9 protein-coding genes and 1 pseudogene are annotated in these 12856 nt (G+C 52.6%); 2 read left to right on the plus strand and 8 right to left on the minus strand.

From position 1 onward, the window contains the following. Window positions 1–181: 181 nt before the first annotated feature. The 7 genes and pseudogenes from KMP13_RS21030 to KMP13_RS20260 all read right to left on the minus strand — a co-directional run. A pseudogene (locus KMP13_RS21030) lies at window positions 182–283 on the minus strand (hydantoinase/oxoprolinase N-terminal domain-containing protein); the annotation flags it as partial. Between the two features lie 166 nt (window positions 284–449). Then, complete coding sequence (locus KMP13_RS20235) at window positions 450–1670, minus strand: M20 family metallopeptidase (protein WP_215267840.1); 1221 nt, start codon at window positions 1668–1670, stop codon at window positions 450–452. A gap of 15 nt (window positions 1671–1685) precedes the next feature. After that, on the minus strand, window positions 1686–3725 hold the full coding sequence (locus KMP13_RS20240) for a dipeptide ABC transporter ATP-binding protein (protein ID WP_215267841.1): 2040 nt from the start codon (window positions 3723–3725) through the stop codon (window positions 1686–1688). A gap of 4 nt (window positions 3726–3729) precedes the next feature. Continuing rightward, window positions 3730–4569 (minus strand): ABC transporter permease, encoded by an 840-nt coding sequence (locus tag KMP13_RS20245; RefSeq protein WP_215267842.1) that lies wholly within the window; start codon window positions 4567–4569, stop codon window positions 3730–3732. Further along, window positions 4569–5516 (minus strand): ABC transporter permease, encoded by a 948-nt coding sequence (locus tag KMP13_RS20250; protein ID WP_215267843.1) that lies wholly within the window; start codon window positions 5514–5516, stop codon window positions 4569–4571. Before KMP13_RS20250 ends, KMP13_RS20245 begins: the two co-directional genes overlap by 1 nt. Window positions 5517–5534: 18 nt before the next feature. After that, window positions 5535–7091 (minus strand): ABC transporter substrate-binding protein, encoded by a 1557-nt coding sequence (locus KMP13_RS20255; RefSeq protein ID WP_215267844.1) that lies wholly within the window; start codon window positions 7089–7091, stop codon window positions 5535–5537. Then, window positions 7088–8434, minus strand: a complete 1347-nt coding sequence (locus tag KMP13_RS20260) for a M20 family metallopeptidase (RefSeq protein ID WP_215267845.1) — start codon at window positions 8432–8434, stop codon at window positions 7088–7090. The genes KMP13_RS20255 and KMP13_RS20260 overlap by 4 nt, the downstream gene beginning before the upstream one ends. Before the next feature lie 151 nt (window positions 8435–8585). Between KMP13_RS20260 and KMP13_RS20265 the strand changes: the two genes are divergently transcribed. After that, window positions 8586–9377 (plus strand): GntR family transcriptional regulator, encoded by a 792-nt coding sequence (locus tag KMP13_RS20265; RefSeq protein WP_353055739.1) that lies wholly within the window; start codon window positions 8586–8588, stop codon window positions 9375–9377. Between the two features lie 117 nt (window positions 9378–9494). Then, entirely contained in the window at window positions 9495–10877 is a 1383-nt protein-coding gene (locus KMP13_RS20270) for a pyridoxal phosphate-dependent decarboxylase family protein (RefSeq protein ID WP_251363982.1), read from the plus strand. Window positions 10878–11453: 576 nt separating this feature from the next. On the opposite strand, the gene KMP13_RS20275 is transcribed toward KMP13_RS20270, so the two are convergent. Beyond that, window positions 11454–12383, minus strand: coding sequence for a relaxase/mobilization nuclease domain-containing protein (locus KMP13_RS20275; protein ID WP_353055740.1), 930 nt, complete (start codon window positions 12381–12383; stop codon window positions 11454–11456). Between the last annotated feature and the right edge of the window lie 473 nt (window positions 12384–12856).

Consider the following 12856-nt stretch of genomic DNA (forward strand, 5'->3'; position numbering starts at 1 on the left):
TCGCGCCCCTCTCACACATGCTGCGCATGTGCTGCCGGGCAGCGGTCGGCGCGTTTGATATCTTTGACGATCTTCTCGCCAGGACTTTTGCGGGTTCCAGTTGTCTGTCTCATCTTCCACTCCTCAGTGGTTACGATGAGCCAGAAACACTCTCTTATCAAATAACGCTATTTGGACCAATAGGCGCTGACGTCAGACACTTATGAGATTGCAATGTACCATCGGGCTTCCGCGCGACGATGTCGGTAAATGTCCCACCTCTATCGACCCAAAACTGCCACATGACGTTACTCCTTTGTTTGCGGAGCAATGCTCCGCCAGCGTTGTTTAATAATTATTGAGGAAATGCCGCAGAACGGTTCAGTGTTTTTTGGGCACTGGGAATGACGAGGAAGAACCTAAGAATCCCAGTGCATTTGGTTCGGACTTACCAAACACTCTTGTCTGTATCATTTGCTGATTTCGCAAATTTCTAAAATACAAAGGATGTAAATGCGTACACAATCCAGAAATTGATGTTTGCGTACACGCTCGTCTGGCATGGTATTAAATTCACCACCCGGGCCACATACAACTCCTTGCATCCCAGCCGCTGCAAGATGCGCAGCGTCAGTTCCATAAAACGCAGGCGGGCGAATTGAACCGGTGGGTTGAGGATACCCCATTACAGTTTCAAAAGCCGAATTCAGTGCCTTAACGATACGAGCATCACGATCGACCTTAAACGGAGGCATTTGCAAGGCATTCGGTGTTGGACCACCAATCCGAAGCGATGTTTGGAGCTTAGGGTATTCTAGCTTGAGGGCTTCCAACAACAGCTTGAGATCATTCGTCACGCTTTCGACGGACTGCCCGGGTCCATAACGGCATGACCCCTTTAACTTGGCTCGATCAGCAACTTGCGGAGGGCGCCAATCATGATAATCGCGCCCCAATCCGGCCTGCATAGATCCTACGTGCCCGCGATTCACGGCGACTTGGTCCGGTGTGTCCGCGCCGGTAAAGGTCAAGTTATTGATACGCTGAGCCAGACAAGTAGCCGCTGCCAATGCATCGCAAGCCTCTTCACGCTTGGACAGATGACGGGTGTCACCTGTTAGCTCAATATCGAACATCATCGAACCGGCATGCATTGTCAGCGCTTGCAAGTCTGTTGGCTCGGAGTTGATAAAATAGTCTGCCCAAAGACCCTGTTCGATTGCACGTACCGTGCCTATACCGCCCTGCAATTCACCGACCACAAAGCTAAGGATGACATCACCTTTGAGTTTGATATCGGCTTTGAGGATCGTTTCAATTGCGCAGAAATAGGCCGCATCACCGGCCTTCATATTTGATACGCCGATGCCATAGATAAACTCTTCGTCAATCAGGCCGCCCCACGGATCAACTGTCCAGCCCTCAGTGGCCGGATTGGTATCAAGATGACCATTGAACAAAAGGCTTGCCCCGCCCCCTTCCCCTTTGAGGCGCCCAATGGCGTTGACCCGCTGGCCTGCAACAGGCTGTAATTCGCTACTCATTCCCAGTTGGGTCATGCGATCATGCATTACTCGTGCAATCTCCCGCTCGCCTTCCGTTTCCGTATAGCTTTTGTGCTGCACCATTGAGGCGAGCAGCGCCAAGCAAGAATCGATGTCGATCAGGTCAAGAATATCAGTGCCGGTCACAATAGTGTCTCCGTTTCAGTCATGGGGTTGTACAAACTGCCAAACCGGCTCGATTTTTGCGAGGTCGGCGGTATCGTGATGACATTTCAAAGCATGGGTTTGTGCTGCTTGACGCATAGGCACCGATTCATCGTGGCAAATGGCTCCAATGCGTCTAGGGCACCGGCTTTCGAAACAGCATCCTTTCAACAGAGCGGTGCGCACGGGTAAATTACCTGTCAGTCGCACCCGACGTGTTATCGTGTCTGGATCTGGGCTGCTGGTGGAGGACAACAGCGCCTCGGTGTAGGGGTGGTACGGCCTTTGATCCAAACTCTCAACCGTGCGGGTTTCCACAATTTCACCTAGGTACATCACAGCCGTGCGGTGTGCGATGTGGCGCAAAATCGCCAGGTCATGCGTGATGAACAACAGAGCCACATTGGTTTCCTGCTGAACCTGTTTCAACAACGCGACAATTGCCGCTTGAACTGCAGCGTCCAGTCCCGACGTGATCTCGTCGCAGATAATGACTTTGGGTTGGGCTGCTATCGCACGTGCAATCGCCACCCGTTGTTTTTCACCACCTGACAATTGATGCGGATATCGGTTTACATAATGCGCAGGCAGTCGCACCTGCTCAAGCAATTTGACAATTTCGACGTCGCGTTCACCCGACCGAATATCGGGGCAGTACAGTTTAAGCGCACGTGATAGGATCGTTGACAGCCTATGTCGTGGGTTCAACGAGCTGTCAGGGTTTTGGAAGATAATCTGTACATCTGCGCGATATGCAGCATCAAGTGTTTCAACTTCGCGCCCTTCCAAACGCAACGTACCCTCATACGGACCAAGGCCGACAAGCGCACGAGCAAGGCTGGATTTCCCGCAACCGCTTTCTCCGACCAAACTAAGCGTTTCGCCTCGGTGTAGCGTCAAATTTACGTCGTTCACCGCGTGGACCTGAACCGGGTCTCGCCTAAGCATTTGATCGATAAGCGATGTGCGTCCCAATTTAACCGTAAGGTTTTCGACCTCTAAGACTGCTTCTGTCGTCGCTGATGAAATGCTCAAAGGGTTGATTTGGGCGGCGTTTAAGGACACGTCGGGACGCACGCAGGCCAATTGCCCTGCCCCGTTCGGCATCAATAAGACACGAGACCTATCGCATATTGCCGGATCATGTTTGGGACAACGATGTGAGAAATTACAGGCAGGAATCGCTCCACGGCGCGGCGGTGGAGTACCCTCGTCTATCCTAAGGCCACGCTTGGTTCGGGTATCTGAGGGACGCGGTAAGCTGGCCAGCAAAGACTGCGTATAAGGGTGCTTTGGATTGGCGAACAATTCTTCAACTGTCGCAGTTTCCACAATTCGCCCCCCGTAAATGACGGCCACGCGATCCGCCACTTCCGAAACGACGCCCAAGTCATGGCTGATGAACAGTCCCGCGACACCAATCTTTTGCTGCATCTCTGCGAACAAATCCAACATGCCCACAGCGGTGGTTGCATCCAAAGCTGAGGTTGGCTCATCGAACAAAATCAGGTCCGGTTCGCATGACACCGCCATCGCCAGAACAACCCGTTGCTTTTCGCCTCCCGACACTTCGTGAGGATACTTTTGGGCCATCAGGGCCGGATCCGGCAAGCCAACAAGATCAAACAACTCATGCACACGCGCGGTCACATCCTGCGTTTCGTTGAAACGATGCGTGCGCAGAGTCTCGGCCAAATGGGCCCCCAATGATTGCGTTGGATCAAGCGCAGTCGCAGCGTTTTGAAACACCATCGCAATTTGTTGACCGCGACGGCGAGTCAATTCATCTTCAGGCATGGAGGTCAAATCGACCCCCTGCAATCGGATCGAACCATTCTCAACGTCGACCCGTCCCGGCAAGTCTCGCATCACGGCATAGGCCAATGACGACTTGGCGGAACCACTTTCCCCAACCAGACCCAGCACCTCGCCTTTGGCAATTTGCAAGTTGATGTCTTCAAGGATTCGGATTGGCCCCGCAGCGGTACTGTAGGTCAATGAATAGTCGGTAATGTCCAAAACAGGTGTCAGCGTCATCGTATCATTCCTGTGCATGGGGGTTCAAAACATCGCGCAAACCGTCCCCTAGAAGATTGAAGGCAATTGCAACAAGTGCGATCGCAACGCCCGGAACAAGGATCGGCCACGGGCTGCGGAACATGTGTTCGCGTGCCTCTGCGATCATCAATCCCCATTCAGACGAAGGAGGTTGTGCGCCTAAGCCCAAAAACGAAAGTGTCGCCAAAGTCATGATTGCAAATGCGACGCGAATGGTAGCCTCAACAATAACTGGCGCGACCATGTTTGGCAGGATCTCCGCAAATATGATCCACAAACTGCTTTCGCCACGTGCCCGAGCTGCAGAGACATAATCAAGTTCACGGACCGATAACGTGGTTGACCGTGCGATCCTCGACATTCCAGGTGCAAAGGCGATGCCAATGGCAATCACCGCATTGAGGCTTGAAGAGCCAAGAACCGTTAAGATCATCAACGCCAACAGCAAGCCGGGGATCGCCATAACCGCATCAATTGTCCTCATAATAACTTCATCAATCCAGCCACCAACAAAGCCCGAAAATATTCCGATCAATGCACCACTGGCTGTACCAATGATTGTAGCCAAAATGGCCAACAGCACAGTCGACCGCGCACCGACCAAAACGCGACTTAGCAGATCACGGCCAAACCAATCGGTGCCAAACAAGAACTGTGAGGTCGGTTCAGAAAACCGCGAACCGAAATTGAAGCTTTCGGGATCTTGCGGCGCAAGCATTGGACCGAATACCGAGATAAACAGCAACAGCGTTACGAGGATGGTGCCAACTGCGCCTTGGGGGCTGCGCATCAGCGCGCGTAAAGTTTTCAATGTGGCCTGCATCAGTATTTGATCCTTTTGTCAAGGAATCCGTAAGCTAGGTCAGCCAACAGATTTGCCACGGCATAGGAACACGCCATGATCAACGCACCCGCCTGTATCATCGGTAAATCGCGATTTTGGATTGCGAGTATCAATTGTCTGCCGACACCAGGAAAAGCAAAGACCTCTTCAACCACGATGACCCCGCCGATTAGATAACCAACATCCAACGCAATCACGGTGATTGCGGGAAGCATAGAATTGCGCAGCGCATGGTGGAACAGCACCCGTCGCTTTGGCAGTCCACGCAGACGTGCCGCGCGGATAAAATCTGTTTCAAGCGTGTCGGCCATCTCAGATCGGATCATCCGGCTTATATGCGCTGTCAGAACGATGGTGAGGGTCAGAACCGGCAATACGATATGATGTAACGCGTCCCAAAAGTTCTCGGAAAATGGCACGTAACCCGAAGCCGGAAACAAACCGACCGAGGGGCTTGCCAGCCAAACAAGCAGCAAAGTGGCCAACACGAACTCTGGTAAGCTCACCCCAATATAGGACACCAGCGACACGCCAAGATCAGTTATTTTACCGCGTTGAGATGCAGCCAAGACCCCTAATGGAATGGCAATTATGCACACCAAAAGCAGCGATGACACGGCCAATATCGCAGAGCGCCCCAAAGCATTCATAATGGTAGGCCCGACGGGTTGGCTGGTGCGCAATGACACACCAAAATCACCCTGCACCACATTCGACAGCCAGCGTAGATATTGTACTGGGGCCGGATCATCCAGCCCCAGCTTGTTGTTCAAGGCAGCCAACGCCTCGTCCGTAGCATATTCACCAAGGATCATTGTCGCCGCATTTGCTGGCAACAATTGAGTGACGCTGAACACAATCAAAGAGACCAGCAAAGCGGTGAAAATGAGGTAAATAAGCCGTTTCGCCACATAGTAAATCGTCATGTTCAAGCGCCCCTTTCATTAGCCCTTTTGAGGAGCGTCCGGCCCCATCCAGACTTTGTGGAAGGCAAAGCTGGCTCCGCGCGGATGCTGGTCATATCCGTTCACGTAGTCGGCCCGAGCCCCGAGTATGTCAAAGAAACATGGGATCAGCGCAGGTACTTCTGCCTGCATCAAAGCCTGCGCATTCGCATAAAGGTCGGTTCGCATTGCAGTATCGGTTGTCTCATCCGCCTTGCGCACATATTCGTCAAATTCAGCGTTGTTCCATTTGGTTTCGTTCCATGACGCACCCGACGTGAACAACAGATTGAACGACATGCCTTCGGTCGGCAGCATGTTGTAAAAACCGACGTAAAATTTTCCTTTTTTCCAAACCTGATCAAGGTAGGTCGAGTGATCCATTGTTTTCACGCTGATATCGAAACCACCTGGTTTGGCCATTTCGCGCAGGACAACAGCCATCGTCGAGCGATATCCGGGCTTAACAGAAGCCACAATTTCTAGTTCTAATCCATCTGGATATCCCGCTTCGGCAAGCAGCGCCTTAGCCTTTTCTGGATCGTATGCTTTGAGCGGTGCGTCAGCGAAGTAACGATAAGCCGCATTTATCGGGCTATCGTTACCCGGCGTTCCGTACCCCTCGGCAACCAATTCGACCATTGCTTGACGATCAATACAGAGTGACAAAGCCTGACGCACACGAATGTCGTCAAATGGTGCAACCGTAGTATCCATTACAACATCAAGGAAACGACCTGAAGGCGTGCGCAATCCTGTCACCCCAGCGGCGGCGTCAATCCGTGCGAAATCAGTTGGCTGCACATCATGCATCATGTCGATCTCACCAGCCAACAACGCGGCACTAGAGCCTGCTGAATCTGGGAATGTCTTGATCTGGACTTCGTCTAGATATGGCAGGCCAGCCACGAAATAGTCAGGGTTCTTAACCAGAACCGAAATTTCATCTGCGCGGAATTCTTGCAACCTGAATGGGCCGGAACCGACGGGAACCTGTGCCAAGCTGTCAAAGTCATTTGCGATGATATCAGCAGGTACAACTTTGGCCGTTGGATAGGTCAGGGCAACTGGCAAATCTGCAAAAGGAGTTTGTGTTGTTACAATGACCGCGAAATCGCCATCCGCTTCAACCGATTTGATAGGGCCAAGGTTACGTCGTCCTGGCGCTCCGGTTTCCGGATCCAGCAGCTTCGCAAACGATGCCACAACATCTGCTGACGTTAGCGCTTGCCCATTCGAGAATTTCACGCCCTCACGAAGAACAAACCGCCACTCGGTCGCGTCTTCATTTGACGACCATTCAGTGGCCAGATCAGGTTGAGCCGTCATATCGGTGCCCAGCGAAGTCAGGCCTGAGTATAACATTTCTGCCATCATATATTCTGCCGCTGCGCGAACCAACATTGGGTTCAACACACCAGGCGTGATGTTCACACTTAGCCGCAATGTACCGCCCGCTTCGGCTGCCATTGCAGGCAACGCGCCAATACCGACCGCCAACGCTGCGCCTGCAGCGGACATTCTGAGTAGTTGTCGTCTGTTCAACTGAATTTTCATGATCTGGGTTCTCCGTGGTTGGACAAAGTTGGTTTTTTTGGCTCTGTAGCTGTTTCGAACTGCGCGCTAAAAAACAGAGCTATTGACCGCGCTAGACCCCTTAGGTCTTCGATTGTTGTGAATTCATCGGCTCCGTGTACGTTGCGGTCGGGACGCGACAATCCGCCAAGCATGATTTCACGCTGGCCGCGGCCACCCTGTTGGATCCACCCAAAATCTGACGATGTAGAAGACCCGTAGGCAACAAACTGTTCCAAGGGCACATTGTGACCTGTAGCCATCGCTGCAGTCCAACGCGGCGTCATCACACCTTGGGAATTTTCAACTGGCGGCAAATGGCCAGTTTCAGAAATGCGCCATCCAATAAGGTCTGTTTGCTTAACCGCCGCCTCTACACACTCGCGTATTTCTGCACGAACGACCGCCACATCTTCTTCAGGCGCGTAGCGACGATTAATGACAACCTCGCATTGCCCCGGAAGAGCCGACCCCTTCTCGCCACCACGTATTGCAGTGATGTTAAGCAATGCATGTAACGGGCCAGTTGATCCAGGAGCCGGCGGCATGGCGGAAACGCGCTGTTCTACATCTATCTTAATTGCTGTCAGTGCGTTTAAGATTGGCAACGCTTGTTCGATTGCATTCACACCCAAATGAGGTCGGCCAGAATGCGCAGCCTTGCCTTCGAACAGCAAAGAAAAGTCCAACGATCCAAAGCTACCAGCCCAAATGCGCGGCGTTGCCGAACCATTCAGATTGATAATGACATCGCTTACAAGGTTCTGTTCGGCTAAGTATCGAATGCCGGGATAGATCCCACCTTCTTCGTCCGTGCAGAATGCAAGCACCGGTTGGTATTCAAATTGATGCCCTGCACTTTGCAGCGCTGCTAGACCCGCCAAAGCAGCGGCAATCGCGCCCTTCATATCAGCAGCGCCGCGCGCATAGATCCTGCTGCCTTCACGGGTCATTTTGAGCGCAGGGCGCGACCATCCATCGCCGATTGGCGCGGTATCAACGTGGAAATATATAGTGACCTCTGGAGTGCCTTTCGGTGCCAAGTCAGGGCGTACAATCAGATTTGTACGGGCGCCGTAAACGCCCTGCGTTTCCCACAATGCCTCGGGCACATCAAAACGTGCGCTGGTGCCACCAAACTGCGCGGTCATCCGTTCAAGCATAGTTGCCATTTCTGGATAACAGGCACCTGGAGGAAAGGAACTATCCAGTGCAACCAGTTCTTCGAGCATGTTCAGAAGCGCATTCTCATCAATGTGGGCGGTCGAAGTATTCATTCCTATATAAGAATGGTGAAGGCGAAATTTTGCAAGAAAATTCTTCACAAAATTTGAGAATTTCGCATTATTGATTATAAAACATTGATTATTAACGATTAAATATATCAGATTTCTTCATCACGACACCTCAGTACCGGAAGATCGACTTGACTTAAGTCATATACCCATACAAATATATGTTATATATAAATCGAAAGTGTGTCAAAAATTGACTAAGACTAGTACAGGACCTAACCTCAAGGGCAACGTTGGCCGCGCGCTTAGTGCGACGCCGCTGTATGAGCAAGTCAGGGAGCGGGTTATGCACCTGATCCTTGATGGCACTTGGCCTGAAGGGCACATTCTTCCGGCCGAAACAGAACTGGCCCGTCAGTTGGGTGTATCTTTTGGAACCGCACGTCAGGCGCTGCAAATTCTGACCAAAGAAGGTGTTCTGCTCCGCAAGCCACGCATTGGCACAATTGTAACAGGCCGTACACCACATCACACGTTGGACCGGTTTTACAAACACTATCGCCTCCACAACACCAAGAACGAGTTGATCAACACTCAAACGGTTGTCAAATCCGTCCAAATCCGCCCTGCGACTGATGACGAGATCCGTTGCTTTCGCAGCAATAAAGCTATTGATGTTATCTCGTTGGTCCGGGTTCGGAAACATAACGCCCGCCCCGTCATGATTGATCACTTTTCAATTCCCGAACATCTCGTTCCCGGTTTTCCACGCGTGCCGGGTGACGTTCCCGCGCTGCTTTTGGGTCATTTGCGTGACGAATACGGCCTGCGCATTCGCGCAGTGCGCGAAGCATTGCGTGCGGATATCGCGACGTCCGAAGATATGTCTTTGCTTGATCTGAGCGTTGCAGACGGACCAACCGCGGTCTTGGTAATAGACGACATATGCTTTGATAGTAAAAACCAAGCCCTACTGAAGGCCAGTCACCGCGCGCTTTCAGATGATTATCGCTATGTGAACGAAGTTCAGTAGCCCGCTGCACTGGCCCCCAAGGACTCTTGATCAATGACACAACCACCCTTTGACGCCCGGGACTCTGTCTCGCTCGACCCCGATGACTGGGACATCTTTTCTCAGACGGCGCACCAGATGCTGGACGATGCGCTGACCAAAATGAAGACCACACGTGATGGCCGGGTCTGGACGCCACTTCCGGAAAAGATAAAGGAAGCACATACCACTCCGTTGCCACGCAAAGGGACCGCATTGTGCGATGTTCAGCGTCAGATCGCAGATTTCCTACCCTATAATGTTGGCAACACGCACCCTCGATTTTTCGGATGGGTGCATGGTGCGGGCAGCCCTGGCAATATGATAGCAGATATCGCCGCAGCTGCGATGAACGCCAATCTTGGTGGCCGTGATCACGGCGCGATGTATGTGGAAAAACAAGTGATCCGCTGGATCCGGGAAATGTTTGATTTTCCTGACACCGCCAGCGGCCTCGTGGTGTCCGGCACTTCTATAGCAACGATCATAGCACTCAAATCCGCTCGGGATTCAGCGCTTGCGTTCGACAACCGGCTTTCAGGGCATGCTCAGGGGCAGCTGGTTGGATATACCTCAACACAAACGCACAGCTGTGTCGCGCGGGCATTTGATATTCTGGGACTCGGTTCGAATGCGCTGCGCAAGATACCTGTGGATCATGATTTTCAGATTGACCTTGATGCCCTAAAACTAGCAATCGCGCGCGACCAGGCCGCTGGCTTGCGCCCATTTGCAATCATTGGCACCGCTGGATCGGTGAATGTCGGTGCCATTGATGATCTGAGCACCTTAGCCACAATCGCCGAAGCCGAAGACCTTTGGTTGCACATTGACGGTGCATTTGGCGCGGCGGGTATCCTAAGCGAAGATCTCGCGCCGCGGCTAGAGGGCCTCAAACAGGCAGACTCAATCGCGTTTGATTTTCACAAGTGGTTCCACGTGAACTATGATGCCGGCTTTGTTCTGATCCGCTCTGAAGATATACATCGCCGGGCGTTCTCGGACAGACCAGATTATCTGCTTGGGGCCACGCGCGGACTGGCGGCAGGCGGTCATTGGCCTGTGGATTATGGCCCGGAGCTTTCGCGCGGATTCCGTGCGTTGAAAATCTGGGAACAATTTACCGAACACGGAACCGAAAAAATTGGCCAGATGATCACCAAGAACTGTCGACAGGCTGCCTATCTTGGCACATGTGTTGACCAACACGAAAAATTGGAACTTCTTGCTCCGGTCGCCACCAGCGTTTGTTGTTTTCGCTACATTGCACCTCAGTGGGGCCCCAGTGATCTAGATAGGTTCAACGATGAATTGGTGATCCAACTCCAGCTAAGTGGCGTCGTTGTACCATCAGTCACCAAGGTCGATGGCAAAACAGCAATACGCATCAACATCACTAATCACCGCACTTGCATGGAAGATATCGATATTCTGCTAGAAGAAATTGACGCTAACGTAGAAGTTCTGATGTCAACGTTTTAACCATAAAGTACCTCGACGCGAGAAAGCTGCGCTTACAGTCGAAAGAAGAAAGCCAGCATGCTTGTGGGATGCCATGCACGCGCTGCTATTGGTGTAAAAAGCTTGCCACGTAATGTACCGGTGCTCATTGACCTCACCGCATCCCTAATAGAACTGGTTTGATGAGAATTGATGCCTCAAATTCCAAAATTGGTTCTGTGGCCAACTTTCAGAATGCACTTCGTGGATGCTGTGGATGTGACGACCTCTAGCTTGAGAAATCTTGTTCAACCGTGCTCGATTTTCAAAACCAGGACGAAACGCTCGAGCAACATCCGGCTCGTACAGCCCACGTAACGCCGCAGGCGGCTGATAGCACATATGCGCCATTAACAGTTTTTGACGCAAAAAATGGCGAGATCACCGATGAGCGACTCTTGATGAGTTGTTGCACAGTATTCGCCCATCCAGGCCCACCCACCAACTTGCTTGGAATTGCGCCAAAGTAAGCAGTGACCCACACAATTGATCTTCGGTGGTCTTCCACGATGCTGCGCACTGCGCTTTCGTCGCCCGTGATTGCCATCCGTATGCAACCTACCGCTCCCGGTCTTTGTTCCGATTGCCCGGCCCTTGCTGCGGCTCCCTATCCGCATCCTTGGCACGATCCGTAGCCACACGCTCCCGCACAGGCCCTTTAGGTGGTGCAAGGCCCTCAGAGCACCCCAAACGGGCATCAGATGCAATCTGCACCCTCTCGGTCCTCAGGTCCGTTAGCTGAGCGGCATAACGCTGCGTATCGCGAGCAAGCGCCCTGTCTTCGGGATCGTCTGACAATGCCAGAGCCGTTGCGGCCTTCATGTACGTCCCGATCACGCGGTTGCGACGGCTCATCAGAGCGTTGTCCCACGGATAGTCGGGCAACCGTCCACCATGAGCCTGCATGTCGCGCCTCGCTTCTTCCCGCTTTGCCTCATCGGTTCTGGCCAGTTGGCCTTTTTGGCGCACCTTATAGACTGGCATCTTCTGAGATTTGCGCGTCACGCCCCTTGCGTGGCGTGGTGTCGCCTCGGCATCAATCCCGCGTTGCCTCAGACGTTGCGCAAACTGGCTTCTTAAGTGCTGCAAATCAGCCTTACGCAGATTCAATTTGATCCCGTCATGACCAACAGTCCGCACGGTCAAATGAACATGCGGATGTTTTGTATCTGTGTGCAGCGCCATCACGTAGTCATGCCGTCCACCAAACTCATCCTCAGCCAGCGCCCGCACAGCGTCCTTGATCCCCTCCGCGTTCACATCCGCGGGCATCGAAAACACCATGTTCGTTGTGATCCGAGTGCGCCCCGTAGCAAAACCGTTATGGCGATCTTCATCGTGGCGCACCAACCATTCAGCTGCGAGCTGTCCCGTAGCAGATTTGCCCGAGAGTGTTTGACCATCTGCCGTTTCGATTTCGAGCTTTCCATTGCGGCTGATGTAATCGAAATGCCCGGTAACACGCACACCTTCCGACTGGCGGTTCACGACAATTGTCTTGCCGCTCCTGTCAATCTTAGCGGGCTTGGTGACTTTCACCATCACTTCCGGCGCGCCCCTCACCACACGGGCGAGCGTCGCCTTGTCAGCAGCAGAAACCGCTCCAGACGCACGCGCGCTTACAGACGCAGATGATTTGGTATTGTCCTGGCTGTTGGTGTCTGACTTTGCTTTCCCGACAGAATAGTACCCTGCACCTTTTGATCGAACGGTGTCTGACGTCAGCGCCTATGGGTCCAAATAGCGTTATTTGATAAGAGAGTGTTTCTGGCTCATCGTAACCACTGAGGAGTGGAAGATGAGACAGACAACTGGAACCCGCAAAAGTCCTGGCGAGAAGATCGTCAAAGATATCAAACGCGCCGACCGCTGCCCGGCAGCACATGCGCAGCATGTGTGAGAGGGGCGCAAACATTACTCATCCGAAGAGAAGATCAGGATCGTTTTGGACGGCCTACGCG

Source organism: Epibacterium ulvae (assembly GCF_018678075.1).
GTDB classification, from domain to species: domain Bacteria; phylum Pseudomonadota; class Alphaproteobacteria; order Rhodobacterales; family Rhodobacteraceae; genus Epibacterium; species Epibacterium ulvae_A.

What these genes read in the sequence shown, in the direction of transcription:
- KMP13_RS20255 (WP_215267844.1), bottom strand. Translation starts at nt 7,091, where the DNA reads ATGAAAATTCAGTTGAACAGACGACAACTACTCAGAATGTCCGCTGCA.
- KMP13_RS20245 (WP_215267842.1), bottom strand. Translation starts at nt 4,569, where the DNA reads ATGCAGGCCACATTGAAAACTTTACGCGCGCTGATGCGCAGCCCCCAA.
- KMP13_RS20250 (WP_215267843.1), bottom strand. Translation starts at nt 5,516, where the DNA reads ATGACGATTTACTATGTGGCGAAACGGCTTATTTACCTCATTTTCACC.
- KMP13_RS20270 (WP_251363982.1), top strand. Translation starts at nt 9,495, where the DNA reads ATGCTGGACGATGCGCTGACCAAAATGAAGACCACACGTGATGGCCGG.
- KMP13_RS20240 (WP_215267841.1), bottom strand. Translation starts at nt 3,725, where the DNA reads ATGACGCTGACACCTGTTTTGGACATTACCGACTATTCATTGACCTAC.